This window comes from Pedobacter sp. Leaf216, assembly GCF_001421515.1.
Taxonomy (GTDB): domain Bacteria; phylum Bacteroidota; class Bacteroidia; order Sphingobacteriales; family Sphingobacteriaceae; genus Pedobacter.
This window is the reverse complement of record NZ_LMKM01000005.1, coordinates 38,217-56,624: the sequence shown is the minus strand read 5'-3', so window position 1 is coordinate 56,624 and position 18,408 is coordinate 38,217. Positions and strand designations below refer to the sequence as shown.

Annotated in this window: 12 protein-coding genes; 2 read left to right on the top strand and 10 right to left on the bottom strand. The window is 39.9% G+C overall.

The genetic code is table 11. From position 1 onward, the window contains the following. Positions 1-65: 65 nt before the first annotated feature. The 4 genes from ASE74_RS03975 to ASE74_RS03960 all read right to left on the bottom strand — a co-directional run bounded on the left by ASE74_RS03975 (position 66) and on the right by ASE74_RS03960 (position 6,692). A complete protein-coding gene (locus ASE74_RS03975; protein ID WP_055904500.1) occupies positions 66-2,357 on the bottom strand; it encodes a S9 family peptidase in 2,292 nt (763 codons plus the stop codon). 79 nt (positions 2,358-2,436) lie between these two features. Further along, positions 2,437-3,879, bottom strand: coding sequence for an APC family permease (locus ASE74_RS03970; RefSeq protein ID WP_055904497.1), 1,443 nt, complete (start codon positions 3,877-3,879; stop codon positions 2,437-2,439). 41 nt (positions 3,880-3,920) lie between these two features. Then, positions 3,921-5,702 carry a DUF885 family protein gene (locus ASE74_RS03965; protein WP_055904494.1) on the bottom strand — a complete coding sequence of 594 codons (1,782 nt, stop codon included), beginning with the start codon at positions 5,700-5,702 and terminating at the stop codon, positions 3,921-3,923. An 87-nt stretch (positions 5,703-5,789) separates the two neighbouring features. Further along, on the bottom strand, positions 5,790-6,692 hold the full coding sequence (locus ASE74_RS03960; RefSeq protein ID WP_055904491.1) for an AraC family transcriptional regulator: 903 nt from the start codon (positions 6,690-6,692) through the stop codon (positions 5,790-5,792). A gap of 736 nt (positions 6,693-7,428) precedes the next feature. Here ASE74_RS03960 and ASE74_RS03955 point away from each other — a divergent pair. Continuing rightward, complete coding sequence (locus tag ASE74_RS03955) at positions 7,429-8,016, top strand: hypothetical protein (RefSeq protein WP_162235786.1); 588 nt, start codon at positions 7,429-7,431, stop codon at positions 8,014-8,016. A 1-nt stretch (position 8,017) separates the two neighbouring features. Further along, a complete protein-coding gene (locus ASE74_RS03950; RefSeq protein WP_055904485.1) occupies positions 8,018-8,293 on the top strand; it encodes a hypothetical protein in 276 nt (91 codons plus the stop codon). A 780-nt stretch (positions 8,294-9,073) separates the two neighbouring features. Here the strand turns inward: ASE74_RS03950 and ASE74_RS03945 are convergent. From ASE74_RS03945 to ASE74_RS03920, 6 genes are all read right to left on the bottom strand, one after another. Continuing rightward, a complete protein-coding gene (locus tag ASE74_RS03945; RefSeq protein WP_055904482.1) occupies positions 9,074-10,315 on the bottom strand; it encodes an FAD-binding oxidoreductase in 1,242 nt (413 codons plus the stop codon). Positions 10,316-10,329: 14 nt separating this feature from the next. Next, positions 10,330-11,331 carry a 4-hydroxyproline epimerase gene (locus ASE74_RS03940; protein ID WP_055904479.1) on the bottom strand — a complete coding sequence of 334 codons (1,002 nt, stop codon included), beginning with the start codon at positions 11,329-11,331 and terminating at the stop codon, positions 10,330-10,332. Continuing rightward, complete coding sequence (locus tag ASE74_RS03935) at positions 11,324-12,910, bottom strand: aldehyde dehydrogenase (NADP(+)) (RefSeq protein ID WP_055904474.1); 1,587 nt, start codon at positions 12,908-12,910, stop codon at positions 11,324-11,326. The genes ASE74_RS03940 and ASE74_RS03935 overlap by 8 nt, the downstream gene beginning before the upstream one ends. Positions 12,911-12,924: 14 nt before the next feature. After that, the gene (locus ASE74_RS03930; protein WP_055904471.1) at positions 12,925-13,842 is read right to left on the bottom strand and encodes a dihydrodipicolinate synthase family protein; all 918 of its coding nucleotides are present in this window, start codon (positions 13,840-13,842) and stop codon (positions 12,925-12,927) included. A 1,276-nt stretch (positions 13,843-15,118) separates the two neighbouring features. Beyond that, positions 15,119-16,789, bottom strand: a complete 1,671-nt coding sequence (locus ASE74_RS03925; protein WP_055904468.1) for a M1 family metallopeptidase — start codon at positions 16,787-16,789, stop codon at positions 15,119-15,121. Between the two features lie 81 nt (positions 16,790-16,870). Beyond that, entirely contained in the window at positions 16,871-18,268 is a 1,398-nt protein-coding gene (locus ASE74_RS03920) for an aminopeptidase P family protein (protein ID WP_055904465.1), read from the bottom strand. Positions 18,269-18,408: the final 140 nt, after the last annotated feature.

Genomic DNA, 18,408 nt, shown 5'->3' with positions numbered 1-18,408 from the left:
ATTTTTAGTTGGCAGTTCTCACTATGCGGTTTTCAATTTGCGGTTACAAGCTTTCAGTTGGCAGTTTATTTTGAAACATTAGGGTTTGGTGGTTCGGCATTTAATAAATGTTTCACAAAGAAATCGCGTTTTCGCCTACGCCCGTAAACTCCGCCATCGCTATGGCCCATGCCAGGAATACTCAAGATATCGAAATCCTTATTGGCTTTAATCAATGCATCTGCCAGGCGGTAGGTAGATTCTGGCGGTACGTTTTCATCAGCTTCGCCAACAATCAGGAATAGATCACCCTGCAATTTTGCTGCATTGGTTATGTTGGATTGTTCTCCATAGTGCGGCCCCACGGGGTAGCCCATCCATTGTTCGTTCCACCATTGTTTATCTATGCGGTTATCGTGACAACCACAGGCAGAAACGGCGGCTTTATAAAACTCAGGGTGAAACAACAAGGCACCGGTAGAGTTTTGTCCGCCTGCAGATGTACCATAAACTCCAACACGGGTAATGTCTGCATTTGGATATTTTTTTGCCATCGCTTTCATCCATAGTATCCGATCGGGCAATCCGGCATCGGCTAAATTTTTCCAACATACATCATGAAAAGCTTTAGATCGGTTGGCCGTACCCATTCCATCTATTTGCACTACAATAAAGCCGAGTTCGGCCATGCTTTGCATTTCGCTTGCCGGCAAAAAGTTTTTAGGTACAAAGCTATCTTGTGGTCCGGCATAAATATTTTCGATAACGGGATAAGTTTTGTTGATATCCATTTTTGAAGGGAAACACACAACGCCCCAAATATCAGTTACGCCATCCCTTGCTTTGGCTACAAAAACTTCGGGCAGTTTAACCCCTGTTGCCAGGTAAATATCCTTTTGACCATGTTCTAGTTCAGTTACTTTTTTGGTAGTGGCTGTTAACCTTAATTCGGTAACCGGAGGCACATTAACCTGCGAATAGGTATCTAAATAATATTTACGGTCAGGAGAAAAGCTCAGGCTATGGTTTCCTTTTTCTGGTGTAAGATTTACCAAACCTTTACCATCAAAACCAATACGGTAGTAATGGATAAAATAAGGGTCTTCACCTGCGTTAATACCACTTGCTTTAAACCAAACCTGGCGTTTTGCCACATCTATACTATCTATATCCCTTACTACATAATTTCCTTTGGTAATTAACGATTGCTTACCACTAAGGGTATTTACCAGGTAAAGGTGTTGCCAGCCATCCTGCTCACTGGTGTATAACATTTCGTTGGTTTTAGGCAGGTAACGGGTATAAATGCGGCTCTCGTAAATAAAAGTTTTTGTTTTCTCGTCGATAATATTTTTGGTTTTCCCTGTTAATACATCTACTTCGATAACCCTGAAACGCTGGTGGCCGCGATCTACTTTTTCGTAACTGTAATACCTGCTGTTGCCATTACGCCAGTGCAACTCTGGTGCGCCAAAAAAATCAATCGGATCTGCATCTACCTTAGTTGATTTTTTGCTTGCTACATTAAATACATAGGGTTGATAAGCCGTAAAGTCATCACCCGGTTGTGCATATTCTCTCGATTTTAATTCGCCACGGGTGGTACCCGGAACAGAACTTAAGATGTAATGTACTTTTTTGATCTCTTTAGGATCGATTTTATAAGCTACAATATTTTTACCATCAGGTGCCCATGCATATTCGCCATAGGGTTTATCGGCATTGCCATCGGTGCTGAGTTGCGTTTCGACTTTTGTAGCCAGATCAACCACAAATAGATTGCCGCCACGGATCATTATTTCACTTTTACCATCTGGCGATTTCCTAGCTTCGCGGTTTCTTTGCCAACGCGAGCGCCTTTGCTGTAAAGGTCTTTTAGCATTGTAACGGTAAATACTGGTATCTTTTGTATCGGTTAAGCTGTAATCATTTAAATTCAGCTGATACCATTTATCCTGCATTTTAATTGTGGCCTTGTTACCATCATCGCCAAAATAGAGCTCAGTGAACTGAAGTTTTAATGGATTTTGTTTTTTACCGGTTGTTTTTTCGATGCTTTGCGCCAGTTTATCGTGATCGAATGCTGCTTTCCTTTTCCCTGTTGCTGCATCTACATAATTGTACTCCCAGGTGCGGTTTGGCAGGTTCTTTTTATACCAGAAGGCTGTTCCATCTTTTTTCCAAAATGGGATAATATCGTTATTGGTTGGGATGTTGCGCAGTGCCGTATCTAATTTATTTGATTGCTGATAAGCATTGGCGACTTCGGCTGCACCCGGTGCATAGGGGCGTAATGTTTGCTGCTGTGCTTTGGCCTGAAGAAAGGCTAAGCTCGAGAGTAAGAAAACAAGCGATTTTCTAACGATGGGATGAATCATTATGATGGATTTTTTACAGTAAATATAGTGCTACGCTTTTGCAGATTCCTTTTAGATATTGATGGATAACATTAATATTTTAACCGCTGATACCGGCTTTAACTTTCGAATCCTGCCGTGCAATGCTTCCTTTTATCAGGTAATAAACAGGGATACCGATTAAGGTAATAATCAGGCCCGGCCAGGTAAATTTAGGTTTAAATATAATCAGCAGGGTACAAAAGGCTAAACCCATAATAATATAGATAATTGGCAGCACAGGGTATCCGAATGCTTTGTAGGGCCTTTCGGCATCTGGCCGTTTTTTACGGAGGATAAAAATTCCAAATATGGTAAGCATATAAAACATCACAACCACAAAAGAAATCATATCCAACAGATCGCCGTATTTACCGCTAATGCACCACAAACAGGCGAAAACACACTGAATCCACAGGCCAAAACCCGGAACAGCGTTTTTATTTAATGTGCCTACTTTTTTAAAGAAGAGTCCATCCTTAGCCATGGAATAATACACCCTTGCACCGGCCATAATTAAGCCATTGTTACAGCCGAAGGTAGAAACCATAATCATCAGCGCAATGATAATGGTGCCTGCTGTGCCAAAAATATGGTTGGCTGCAGAAACCGCAACACGATCTTTATCGGCGTAAGCAATATCGTGCAGCGAAAGTACGCCGGTATACATTACATTAGTTAGGATGTAAAGTACAGTTACTATAATTGTTCCCAATGCTAAACTTAACCCGATGTTGCGTGCCGGATTTTTAATTTCCCCCGCGATAAAGGTTACATTGTGCCATGAATCGCTACTGAAAATAGAACCTACCATTGCCGCAGCAATGGCTCCGAAAGCTGCCAAAGTGGTATAAGAACCAATACTGCCATTAACTGATAAGGGGCCTAAAGACCACATGTTTTCCCAGTTGCTTTTCCAGATTCCTTTATCAAGAAAGAAAAGCCCGAACATAATTAAACCGAATAAACTCAGCAATTTGGCAACTGTAAAGGTGGTTTGAATTAATTTACCTCCATTTACCCCCCTGTTGTTGATGTAGGTAAGCAATATAATTACTGCTATTGCTAATAATTGTGCCGGAGAAACGGTAAAGAAACCTAAATCAATTGCAACAAGATCTTCATTTAATGCCGGCACCAGGTAGGCTGTAAATTTGGCAAAAGCTACGCCTACAGCTGCTATTGTTGCTGTTTGAATCACGGTAAAAAAACTCCATCCGTATAAAAAGCTAATGAGCGGATTGTATGCTTCTTTTAAATAAATGTATTGCCCGCCTGCTTTAGGGAACATGGCACTCAATTCGCCATAACTTAACGCGGCGGTAAGCGTCATAAAACCTGTTATAAGCCAAACTACAAGGAGCCAGCCTGAGCTACCAACGTTACGGGTAATATCTGCACTTACTATAAAAATACCCGATCCGATCATACTGCCGGCTACAAGCATGGTTGCATCCATCAATTTAAGTGAGGGTTTAAACTGGGTGGTTTCCTGGTTTTTCATCTGGTTGGTTTGTTGGTGGTTTTGTTTGTATCTGGTTTGGTTTATTTAAGTTGATCGTAAAAATGCCAGGTGGTGGTAAAGTCGCGGGTTAAAGGCTGGTTGGTTAATGTTGCTCTGATCATTTCTACAGGGATTAAATTTTCTTTGATCACTGCATCATGAAAGGCTTTAAAGCTCATTTTACCACTATCAACCATTTCTTTTTTGAGTGCAAAAAGCTGTAAACCACCTGTAAGGTAGGCTACCTGGTATAAGGGGCTATAATCGCCTTTGAAAGATCTTCGTACCTCGCCTTCGGCATTGGCACGTTCGTGTCCGACACGGTTTATCAAGAAATCTACACATTCTTGCGGGGTCCATTTGCCAAGATGAAAGTTTAACGAAAACAGAATCCTGGCGCAGCGGTGCATCCTCCAGAACAACATTCCCATTTTTTCTTCAGGTGTTTTGGCAAAACCTTTATCGTAAAGCAAAAGCTCCCAATATAAAGGCCACCCCTCTACACTAAATGGGGTTTTAAACGATTCACGGTAGCTTTTATAGCGGTTATTGATAAAATATTGATAATGGTGCCCTGGCAATAACTCGTGCTGTACGGTTCCTCTCGAAAAATAAGGATTGTTTCCCCGCATACTCATCAGTTTATCATCTTCTCCCATGCCGTTGGTGGGGTAAGAAATACTGATTTCGCGACCTCCGGTAAAAAATGGATTAACCAGCTGGCGTTCGGCCGACATCATTACCATACCCCAGGTTTCTTCTGCCAAAGCAGGAATACTAATGAGGTCGTTGGCTTTTATAAAAGTTAAAGCATCATCCTGCAGTTTCACAATGAGCTCGGCTTGTTTACCTAGCGGAACATAACTGTTTTTGATTTTTTCCTGCGCTTTTTTCCAGTCTTTCCCATAGCCCATTGCGGTTGATGCCTTTAAGAGTTCTTCATCACAATACTTAAACTCCTTTTCGGCAAGCTGAATCAGTTGTTCGGGGGTATAAGGAATCAGTTCGGCATTTAACTGCCGTATTAGTTCTTGGCGGCCTATCGGTGTGCCTTTTATTTCAGGTTTATCTGTTTTTACAGCCGGAATGGAATCACGCCCATCAGCAAATAACCTGGCGTAGTTGTTTAAGGCAAGGTCGAGCTTTTCGTATGGTTTGGGTGCCCACCAGGTAAAACCAGGTTCGTAATCCATATAAAACTGATAAAACCCTTTTAAGCGTTGTTTTAAACTGAATGTTACTGCCGCAGCCATTTTAAGTTGATCTGGCTTAAGCTTGCTCACTTTTTTAAAACTTAAACTCAGCGTATCAATTTGCTTTGCTGTTTCACTCATCTGTGCAGCTAGTAATGATCCTTCTTTATAGGTTCCTCTGCGCCTTAGTTTTTCGAGGGCATAAATGGAATCGGCGAAGGTAAAATACTTAGCCAGTGCATTGTAATCTGTTTCTTCTTTATTGAGTAACCAAACTGATGATTCGATCTCCTTTTTAAGCAAAATGTAATCTACCTTGCCATAAATACTAAATGTATCAAACTGGGCTTCCTTTAACTTTTGTAAATAGTCGTTATTAATATCCTGGAGTCTTTTCCGTTGTTCCGGGCTTTTAAAGGTTGTCATTGGGTAGGCATAAAAACCACCCGTAGCGTATGGATAATAAAAATCGTTAATGGCATCTACGTCCTTCTGGTAACCCAAAATGAGCGTACCCATTTCGCTGGTTTGTTCGTAAAGCGTTGCATTTGGCAGCTGGGCAATTGCAAGGGTGCTTGATAATAGGCTTATGGTTAACAAAAGGGCAAAAAAACGGGACTTGTTTTGCATTTGAGATCGGTTAAATTTTGGCGAATAGGAGTTGCCTCCATCTGAAAAAACGGCTTGCTATTTTAGGTTTGAAATTAAAATTGTGACTTATGCGCCCACGTAACTTACCCTGCTTACGCTGTTGTAAGTATCGATATATGCCCGTGGTGATTGGCCAATAATGCTTTTAAATACCCGGTTAAAATTGGTGATGCTGTTAAAACCTGCTTTGTACGCTACACCAGATATGCAATCGGCTTTTTCTCCGGAAATCAGACTTTTACAGGCATCGTTAATTCTTACTTCATTTAAAAACGAAACGAAAGTATGCCCTGTATGTTTCTTAAAATATCGGCAAAAGGCTTGCGGAGTCATAAAAGCAGCATTTGCAACATCCTCTAAAGAAATTTGGTTGTTGTAATTTTCGGTAATAAAATTGATGATTTTACTCAAGCGCATCCCTTCATTTTCGGTTACGTTAGATGAGTACATATCCGAGCAAAGCGATTCTACATTCTCGTTTAAATCTTGCAGGCCATTAACCAATTTTAAAAAATTAAACAGTACATCTACACCAGATGCATGGTGCACATTAAAAATTTTAGCGATGATATCTTTAGTAAAACCGTTTGAAATTTTGAAGCCGTGTTTGTTCTTCGCCAAAAAAGCACTGGCCATTTTCATTTCAGGAAGGTTAAAGAGTGCAGCCAGTATACCATTGGGATTGAAGTAAACTGAACAGGCTTTAATGGTTTTGTGGTTATCTGCAGAAAAATACTCGGGGTTACTTTTAAATAAATGAGGAAGCTTTGCACCAATTACGAAAACATCTCCCGATCGGAAGGCGTGCATATCGTTACCGGCGATTAATGTGCCCTCCCCTTTTTCTATGTAAGTGATCTGCCATTCATCGTGGCGGTGCAGGTACTGATAAAAATAAGGCAGTTCAATATGTTCCGATATCACACTCTTGTCATCGGGAACAAGCATGGTAAATGGTAATACTTTCATGATTTAGTTTAGTTAGGTTGGTTTGTTGATTACGAATTGAATGTAAGGATATTAACCCTAAAAAACCAATAAAAGAAAGATAAGGTTAAAATCCTGCTACAATTTGATAATATATGACGGATTTTATCCTCAATTTAAGGTGAAAACGCTACTAAAAACCTAGTTTACAACGTATAGCGATGGTTTTAACGCAATTATAACTGATTAAAGGAATGGCAAACAACCAGTTATTCACAAAATTGTTTTTTTGGGAATGATACTTTAAGGTAAAATGTAAGATTTTACTTTGTTTTGCCGCTGCCCACGGCAGGAAGGTTTCAAAGTAAATTGACTGATTCTGATAAAAAAATCGTCATTGGGCGGCACAGAGGTTAAGAAATGACGAAGTGATTGCTGAGTATAAAAAGATTGCTTCATCCAATGAAAAATTGGCTTCGCAATGACGATCGCCCACAAACCTTACCTTAGGAGCAGTAAAATAGAAGAGCGATCAGAAGCAAGTCTTTGAGCAAGTTTTTTAACACGGCCGTCATTCTCGCGCATGCGGGAATCTTAATGCTGATGTAAGGCTTTAAGGCAATTGAACTAGGTAAGTTCTATTTGTTTACAAAAACTAAATCGCAAAAAAGAGAAGTCAAGTTTTTAAAACTTGACTTCTCTGGGGCTAAAACTTAAGGTTGCTATCCTTGATAGGACAAAAGATAAGGTAACAAATTTATTTAGGCTGGCTTCAGTAATGGAAACACAATTAAAGAGGTCTTATCAGATCAGTTACCAAACGTATATTAATTTCCCAATCAGTAAATTCAATAACCATAATCGAATTATAAATAGCGGTTTAGATGGCTTTGCTTACAAAACATTCTTTTCAACGATAAAGAAAACAGTGAACGTTTCTTTTTTTATGAAGTATAGAATAGTTAGAAACCCTGATCAAAAAATGAACAACGAGCACCTAATACAAATAATGGATAACATTGGTGAAATGAAAAATTTGTATGGCTTTGCGCATAATATTGGTGGAAGTACTGTAAGTTTGAACGTTTCTTATGTAAACAATATCATTCAAGGGTTAGATAACAATACCATTCCACATGAACTTGGACATACATTTTCGTTGTTACATGTAGATGATCAAAGTACATTAAGATCTGATTCAAGACAATATTGGACACATGCTAAACAAAACACAAAAGATAGCACAAATATTATGTTTTCTGGTGGAAGCAAGTATAATACGGATTTAACTTCTACTACAGTGGTAGGAGATCAGATTAACCTGTTAATAAATGCATATCGAAATGGAAAGCTAAATTTAAATTAACATGAAGCTAAAACTAATTCCCACAATAATTATGTTGCTGATTTTTGCATTGTTAACTGCTATTTCTTATCAGGACAATGCAGCATCCGACGGTTTTACTAAGATTGGTTTTCCCTTTAATTTTTATCTCTATTCAGGAGGAAAATTTTCTAACCCTTCTATTACATCTGATTTTGGTTTTTCAACTAAATATTTCATTGCCGACCTGTTCATTTTAATTCTAGTCATCGTTATTGGAAATATAGTCGTTAACAAATGGAGAGAAACAAATAAATAAATTAAAATCAATTAGGGTTATTTCTAATTTTTTGGTCTTTGCGTCTCAATATCATTAAAGTTAAGCCGATAAAACTTGACTTCTCTGGGGCTGAAAGTATAAAAAGGTAAGTGTGCTAAATAATATCGGCATTGCTGAGGTACGAAGTGATTGCAGAGTATAAAAAGATTGCTTCATCCAATGAAAAATTGGCTTCGCAATGACGACCGCGTACAAACCTTACCTTACGAGCAGTAAAATAAAAGAGCGATCAAAAGCAATCTTTTTAGCAAGTTTTTTAACCCGGCCGTCATTCTTGCGCATGCGGGAATCTTAATGCGGATGTAAGGCTTTAAGGCAATTAAACTAAGTAAGTTCTATTTTTTACAAAAATAAATCTCAAAAAAAAGAGAAGTCAAGTTTTTAAAACTTGACTTCTCTGGGGCTGAAAGTATAAAACGCTAAGTGTGCTAATAATATCGGCATTGTGAGATAGGAAGCAATTGCTGAATATAAAAGATTGCTTCTTCCAATGAAAAATTGGCTTCGCAATGACGATCGCCCACAAACCTTAGGAGCAGTAAAATAGAAGAGCGATCAAAAGCAATCCTTTTAGCAAATCTTTTAACACGGTCGTCATTCCCGCGCATGCGGGAATCTTAATGCGGACGTAAGTTTTAAGGCAATTAAACTAGGTAAGTTCTATTTTTTACAAAAATAAATCGCAAAAAAGAGAAGTCAAGTTTTTAAAACTTGACTTCTCTGGGAATACTACATACAAGCTGAAAAAACCAAAGCCCGTTATCGAACTACGGCATATGGCTCCAATTTTAGATCGGTATCCATACCAGCAACAATCTGGCTTACCAGTAAACCTGTAGCAGGCCCTAAGCTCAATCCCATCATACCATGCCCGGTGGCTACAATTAAATTTTCCCGTTTTTCACTTCTGCCAATATAAGGTAATCCATCTGGTGATGACGGACGGAAGCCATACCAGATATCTTTTTCGGCAGGAATTGCAGGTTTTAAGTCAGGGAAATATTTAGGTACAGATTCTACAATACCTTTAACCCTTTGCATATTAATTCTGTTATTAATTTTATCCAATTCCATTGTCCCTCCATACCTGATCTGCCCGTTCATTGGCGTAATGGCTACCCTGGCTTCGCACAATAATGCAGGGATTGTTAAACGGTTTTGAGGTTCTGCTTCCATAAAGGAATATCCTTTACCGGGCATTAATGAGATATTAAGATCGGCCATTTTAGCTACCGCCGGCGACCACGATCCTGTAGCAATTACATACTGATCGGCCTCCCAGGCCTGGTTACCGGTAAAAACTTTAGCAATGCGATTGCCCGAAGTTTCAATTTTATCAACCTCTTTTCCACGTTCAATGTTCACACCGTTATCAATTAAATACTTCAACAGGGCATTCATCAACTTGGTGGGGTAAAGGTGTGCATCACAACGGTAATGTACCGCACCCAACACATCTAATTTTAAATCAGGTTGTAAAGCGCTACATTCATCTGCGGTGAGCACAGCCATATCCAAACCGAGTTCAATTGCTTTTTCGGCCAAGTGTGCTTCTTCTTCGCCTGCCTTTTCGGTTTTATAAAATGCAAGAATGCCTTTATTGGTGAGTTCGAAGTTAAAATCGGGTTCTTTAGCCAAACCTTCATACAACTTTTTGCTCAACAATGAAAGATCGCGCAAGGGTTCTGCCGATTGACTTACATGCTTTGCCGTGGCGTGTTTCATAAACTTTAATCCCCAGTTAATGAGATTCCCGTTTAACGATGGGCGCACATAAAACGGACTTTTGCTGTTAAACATCCATCTAATACCCTGTTTAATCATACCTGGAGCGGCCAATGGCACAAAATGACTTGGCACAATCATCCCTGCGTTACCGAAAGAACAGTTATCGGTAATTTCTCCCTTATCTAAAATGGTTACCTCGTAGCCCTTTTTCTGCAAATAATATGCTGATGTTAAGCCTACAATTCCGCCGCCTATAATTAATACTTTCGTCATTCTTTTTATTATTACTAAATCACCTGAAATCCATAAGCATAGGGATCATCCTCAGCATCAATTTTAATGGTATTGTATCCATAAATTTTTGCCCAGCCCTCTACACTTGGTATTATCGCTTTGATGCCATTTAAATCTACCACCTCTTCTACCCTGCCAATAAACTTACTACCGATAAAACTTTCGTGGATAAAATCCTCCCCTTGTTTAAGCTTTCCTTTAGCATACCATTGGGCCAAACGCGCCGAAGTTCCGGTGCCGCATGGCGATCGATCTATGGCTTTATCACCATAAAAAACAGCATTTCTGGCCGTTGATGTAGGATCGATTGTTTTCCCGGTCCACAATACATGGCTACAGCCATTTATCGTTGCATCCTGCGGATGTACAAAAGTATATAGTTCGTTAATGCGTTTTCTGATGGTTTGGCTCCAGGTAATGAGTTGTGAAGCAGTATAGTTCTCCAATCCCGGAAAATTCTCCTGAGGATCTACAATGGCATAAAAGTTACCACCATAGGCCACATCAAAGGTAAGGGTACCCAAATCAGGGCATTCTACCTGAAGGTTTTCTGCGGCGAGGTATGAAGCCACATTTTTGAGTTTAACAGATTTAACTTTTTTTCCTTCCTGTTTGTATTCGATTAACACCAATCCGGCCGGTGCTTCCATTCTTATTACCCCGGGGATTTTAGGTTGGATCAATCCTTCTTCAATGGCAATGGTAATGGTACCGATTGTACCGTGACCGCACATGGGCAGGCAACCACTGGTTTCGATAAACAATACGGCAACATCATTGGCAGGATCATGTGGCGGATAAAGGATACTGCCCGACATCATATCGTGCCCACGTGGTTCGAACATTAAACCTGTTCTGATCCAGTCGAATTCACGTAAAAAGTGCTGGCGTTTTTCGCTCATATTCGCGCCTACAAGCTGAGGACCCCCACCAGCTACCAATCTAACCGGATTTCCACAGGTATGTGCATCTACACAAAAAAAAGTTTTACTCATGAGATTTCGTTAATTTTTGGTTCACCATTCTAAAAATCCCCAAAGGATTTCCATCTTTCAATTCATCAGGCAATAACTCTTGTTCCCAATCCTGGTAAGCCAACGGACGGGCAAAACGGTTTATCGCTGTAGCACCTACCGAAGTAAAACGACTGTCGTTAGTGGCCGGGAATGGTCCGCCATGTTGCATGGCTGCACAAACCTCCACACCTGTAGGTACACCATTTAAAATTATTCTTCCTGTTTTATCGGTGAGTTTATTTACCAAGGTTAGGTATTGCTGAAGCTCTTGCTTATCGGCCATCAGGGTTACGGTAAGCTGTCCTTCCAGTACCTCAATTGCAGCTTCTAATTCTGTAATATCCTGCGCAACTACCAATAATGAATATGGACCGAAAATTTCTTCGCGGAGTTTTGGATTTTTAATAAAATCGGCTGCACTTACTTGTGCAATTCTGGCTTCCGACTGATTTTTAAGGTCATTATTTTTAACTGTTGAAGCAGATAAAAGTTCAACCCCACCTTCGCTAACCACCTCGGCAGATAGTTTGCCATAATTTTGGGCAATACCTTCGGTAAGCATTGTTGCAGATGGAACTGTAGAAATACTTTCTTTTAAAACCGTTTTAAAGTTTTCTAAACCCGGCGATTGAACGGCAAGCAATAAACCAGGGTTGGTACAAAACTGGCCAGCACCTAAGGTAATTGATGCAGCATATTTTTTAGCCAGCTCTGCTGATTGATTTTCGATGGCCTTTGGAAGAAGAACTACAGGGTTAATACTGCCCATTTCGGCAAAAACCGGGATAGGCTGTTCGCGTTGCTGCGCAAGATTGATCAGTGCCATACCGCCTTTAAACGAACCTGTAAACGTTACGGCTTTGGTTTGCGGATGTTGAACTAAACTTGCTCCGATAGTATAACCATCATCGTACAACATTGAAAAAACGCCTTTTGGCATGCCTGTTTTTTCGGCAGCTTTAATAATGGCACCACCTACCAGTGCACTGGTTCCGTAATGTGCGGGGTGTGCTTTTACCACTACAGGGCAACCAGATGCGAGTGCTGATGCAGTATCGCCACCTGCTACTGAAAAAGCCAATGGGAAATTACTTGCACCGAAAACCACAACAGGGCCGATTGGGATCAGCATGCGCCTGATATCAGGGCGGGGCAAGGGTTGCCTTTCAGGCAATGCGGTATCAATTATGGCATCTACCCACGAACCTTCTGCTACCAGATTGGCGAACAACCTCAACTGACCTGTGGTTCTGCCCAATTCTCCTTGTAAACGCCCTAAAGGTAAACCGCTTTCTTCAACTGCACGGTTTACCAGGATATCACCTAAACTGGCAATTTCATCGGCAATGGCATTTAAAAAAGCGGCTTTAAGGTCCTTATTTAAACTTCTATAGCTTTGGAAAGCTGCTGTTGCGGCTGTTAGCGCATCATGAACAAGACTTTCATTCGCTTTAAAAAATTCACCATCAAGCGTTAACCCCGTTGCGGGATTAACAGCTTTAAGGCTTTTTTCATTAACTTCTACATAAGTACTGGCTACAATATTTTTTCCGTTCATATTTGGTATTTAAACTATTTGCCCCAGCTACCTGCAGGTAATTGTGGACGAACAGCTAATGCATCGTTAATAATTTTCAACACTTTTTCTCTTTCTGTTCCGCTTATTGGTAAACGTGGTGCGCGTACGGCTTCAGTACCTAACCCGGTAGCCACTTCTGCCAGTTTAATGTACTGCACCAGTTTTGCGTGGATATCAAGCTCAAGCACAGGTAAAAACCAACGGTAAATGGTTAATGCTTCTGCAATGCGGTTTTCTTTAATCAACCTGAAAATGGCAACTGTTTCTCTAGGGAAAGCATCAACCAAACCAGCTACCCAACCATGTGCGCCCATTACAATACTTTCCATTGCCAATGGATCTACTCCGGTAAAGATTTTAAAACGATCACCAAAGCGGTTAATCAATCGGGTTACATTTGAAACGTCACGGGTTGATTCTTTAATGGCCTGGATGTTATCGTATTTGGTTAAAACTTCAAACATATCCAGCGTTACTTCAATTTTATAATCAACCGGATTGTTGTAAATCATAATCGGCAGGCTGGTACTTTCTGCAATGGCACCAAAAAAGGCCAAAGTTTCATCAGGCGCAGCATTATAACGCATTGGTGGCAATAACATTAAGCCTTGCGCGCCAAGCGATTCAGCTTTTTTAGCTACTTCAATTGCTTTTTTGGTGGTCGATTCGGCAATATTCAACAGCACTGGAACCCTGCCGTTTACCACGGTTAAGGTATGCGATAACAAACCAAACTTTTCTTCGTCGGTTAATACACTGGCTTCTCCAAGTGATCCACCTAAAATAATTCCCTCGGCTCCTGCTTCTAATTGTGCTTCGATATTTAAATCAAAAGCCGGAAAATCCAATTCATCGTTTGCCGTAAATTTTGTGGTTACAGCAGGGAAAACCCCAGTCCATTTAATACTCATTCTGATTTTATGTTTTAATATATATGATTTGTAAATTGGAACAAGATGATTTAAACCCAAAGCATTAGTTTTAAATCATAAACTTCACTATATCCAAAGGTACTTGATCGGGGAAAGGTTGTATTGTTGGATTTTAACCGATAATGGTTATAAATATGCCATTTGAATAATACAGAAACGGATGAAAGAAAACCTAATATTTTGTAAAGTAATGAGATACAAAAAAAGGTATCCTATGAAAAAGAAGAGGTTGTATCATTAAAAACAATTCTACATTAGATATGTCATGTTGAGCTTAAATAGTCCTCGTTTGTAACGAGGATTTCTGAGGTCCGCATTTGCAATGCGAAAATAATTCCTTCAAGAGCGATAAAATCGCTTTACTCGTACATCCTCGTTACAAACGAGGACGATGTAGATAACACAACTAAGGGATGATCATCTATGAATTCTCCGTGCTTTCTGTGTTTCCGTGGCAAAAACTGATCTCTGTGTAAATCTGTGGTTAAAGCTTAAATGGTCCTCGTTTGTAACGAGGATTTTGAGGTACGCATTTGCAATGCGAAAATGATTCCTTCAAGAGCGATAAAATCGCTTTACTCGTACATCCTCGTTACAAACGAGGACGATAGAGCAAAAACTGATCTCTGTGTAAATCTGTGGTTAAAGCTTAAATAGTCCTCGTTTGTAACGAGGATTTTTGAGGTCCGCATTTGCAATGCGAAAATAATTTTCCTTCAAGAGTGATAAAATCGCTTCACTCGTACATCCTCGTTACAAACGAGGACGATGTAGATAACACAACTAAGGGATGATCATCTATAAATTCTCCGTGCTTTCTGTGTTTCCGTGGCAAAAACTGATCTCTGTGTAAATCTGTGGTTAAAGCTTAAATAGTCCTCGTTTGTAACGAGGATTTCTGAGGTCCGCATTTGCAATGCGAAAATGATTCCTTCAAGAGCGATAAAATCGCTATACTCGTACATCCTCGTTACAAACGAGGACGATGTAGATAACACAACTAAGGGATGATCATCTATAAATTCTCCGTGCTTTCTGTGTTTCTGTGGCAAAAAATGATCTCTGTGTAAATCTGTGGTTAAAGCTTAAATAGTCCTCGTTTGTAACGAGGATTTTTGAAGTAGGCATTTGCAATGCGACAATGATTCCTTCAAGAGCGATAAAATCGCTTTACTCGTACATCCTCGTTACAAACGAGGACGATGTAGGCCGACCCTTAGGCAAATTTATTTACCCGACAACCTGTTAAAGATAATTATTTGGTATTTTTCACCTGCAAGTAATACATAAATTCTATATCCTGCTTAGTAAACAAAGCAGCCTGCCCTTTGGCCAATGCTACCTGCTGCCAGTTTTGCGAAGGAAAAATTTTAAGTGTTTTAATGCCATCTTTTTTTAAACTTAAAGGCAGGTTGAAACCTTTTACACAATCGCTGTACCGATAAAAAGCTTTACCATCTCTTAGGTAATATTCGAATGCAGGCACTTGTACCGTACGAAGGTATTGATCAAAAACTTTCGAAAAATCGAAACCAGCCTTTTTAGAAATGTAATTTTCAATTTGCTTGGTAGTTACGGTTTGATGGTAAAAGGTTTTGTTTAAGCCACGCAATATTGCCCTAAACAGTTCATCGTTATTTAAACTATGCCTGATGGCGTGTAGCATATTGCCACCTTTTGGGTACATATCGCCACTGCCCTGTGCATTAACCCCATAAGCGGGAATAATCGGTGTATCGTTTCTGATCCCTTTTCTGATGCCAAAATTATATTCGTTACCAGCTTTATTGCCAAAAATATAATCAACAAATAGGGTTTCGCTGTAATTGGTAAAACCTTCGTGTACCCACATATCGGCCAAATCGTTAGTGGTAATGTTATTGCCAAACCATTCGTGCCCGCTTTCGTGAATGATGATAAAATCCCATTTCAATCCCCATCCATCTCCAGACATGTCTCTGCCCCTATAACCAAACTTGTATCCATTGCCGTAAGAAACTGCCGATTGATGTTCCATTCCGGTATGCGAAGCGTCAATAAGCTGGTAACCATCTTCATAAAATGGATAAGGGCCAAACCAATGTTCCATGCTCTTCATCATCTTATGCACCTGATCGGGCATATAGGTTTTCGCCTTTGCGTAATTGTAATCGAGCACCCAATAATTTACATCCAGTGCACCTTTTTCACCGGCATATTTTTCTTTAAAGTTAACGTACTTACCAATGTATGGAATGATGCAATAATTGCTGATCGGGTTTTTAACATTGTATTGATAAGTGGTGGTACCATTACTGTTATCTTTTTTAAACACCAACCGGCCATTTCCAATAGCAACCAGGCTATCAGGCACCGTCATGGTTAACGAAGCACCTAAATTAGGTTCATCGCTTTGATGATCTTTATTTGGATACCACACCGAAGCACCTAAACCCTGGCAGGCCACCGTCATCCATGGGCGCGAAAGTGAATCGATAGTAAAAATGAAACCACCATCCCAGGGTGCTCTTTTTGCCTGGTGTACCTTGCCATGGTAAAATATGTGGACACTGTTTAAAGCCGATAACTTTTGTGCCGATACATGTACATACCAAACACTACCAACATGCTCAAACTTTAACTTGGAACCATCATTATAGCGCACACTATCAATAATCAATGGCTCCTGAAGATCGATTTGCATCCGCGTACGGCCATTGTTATTGCCCACAACTTTGTAAATAATTTTATTTGAGCCGGTAATGCTTTTATCATTATAATCAGGCTTAACAGCAAGTTCGTAACGTTGCACATCCCACCACGTACGCTCGGCATTCAGGCTTCCCCTTAAGGTATCGGCCAAAGTATAAACCTTTTTAGGAGCCTGTGCGAAAAGCATTGTAATAAACGCTAAAAAGAGTACGGTTAGGGAGGTTAGTTTTTTCATTTGTTTTACTGGTTATAATATTGTTTTATTTCAGGGCCTAATTGTTGGCACAAATAAATTCTGCATAACATTGTGTTCACGTTAAAGTGCTTCACCCCTAATCGATTCGATTTCTTCAGTGGTTAAGGCCAAATGTTTGCCCAGCATTCTGCTTCCGTTCGCCGTCACAAGGAAGTCGTCTTCAACCCTGATTCCACTAAAATTTCTGAACTGTTCTAATTTATCGTAATTTATAAATTCTGTAAACTGATTGGCGGCTTTCCAACGGTCTATCAACTCTGGAATAATATAAACACCAGGTTCAACTGTTAATACATAACCGGCCTCAAGTGCTTTACCCAACCTTAACGATTTTAATCCAAATTGTGTAGTATTTTTAGTCAGTTCATCCGTATAGCCTACATATTGCTCACCCAAATCTTCCATATCATGCACGTCCATTCCCATCATGTGGCCAGTTCCACATTGAAAAAACATGGCATGTGCGCCAGCTTGTACGGCATCGTCTACATTTCCTTTCATTAAACCCACATCTTTTAATCCTTGCGCCAGCATTTTACACGATGCCAAATGCACATCCAAATACCTTACACCAGGTGCCAATAAATTTTTAGCATGGGTATAAGCATTAAGTACAATATCATAAATGTCTTTTTGCTCAGCACTGAATTTTTTCCCTACCGGAAAAGTACGGGTAAGATCGCCGGCATAACCTAAAGCGGTTTCTACGCCAGAATCGTTTAAAACCAACTGCCCTTCCTGCAATTGATTGCCATGATAATGGTTGTGCAGAATTTCGCCACGCACGGTTAAAATAACAGGATAAGCCAGGTTACCTCCAGATGCCAATGCTGCACCCTGTATTTTTGCTGCAAGTTCGCGCTCGTACATACCGGGTTTTGCCTGTTGCATTACCATTAAATGGATATCGGCAGATATTGCCGCAGCACGATCCAACTCTTCAATTTCTTCTGCTGATTTAACCGACCGCTGCGCTACCACCGCTTTAATAAATTCGGTTGATTCTTTCTCTTTAAGCTGATCAACAGGAATATTAAACCAGTGTGAAAGTTTTATTTTATTCTCTGATCGGTATGGTGGTAAAAACTGAACGGTTCTTTTCTTTTCCTGGTACTGTTTGAGGTAAGCATCAAGTTGATCTAACGGAAGTACTTTTGTAAGTCCGGCATCCTGGCTTTTTTCCTCAAGTGTTTTTTGTCGGCCCATCCACACGATATCATCGATACCCATTTCGTTTCCAAACAAGATGGTTTCGTCATTATCCAAATCAATAATAGCCGCCAATAGTGGTTCACTGATTCCAAAATAATATAAAAAGGTACTGTCTTGCCTAAAATGATAAGTATTGTCTTTATAATTCATCGGACTATCTTCATTACCTAAAAACAGTAAAATACCCGATGTTATTGTTGATTTTAGTGCTGCTCTCCTTTGGAGATAAACTTTCTTTTCGAACATATTTTTTATGCGTTAAGCAAATATCCCAAAAGCAATCTTCATTCGATAAAGATCTGGCCAAATGGCTAAAATATGGGTTGTATCTGCGAATTATAAGTTAAATTATGGTACAAAAATCACAATTAATTTTATGTTAGCGA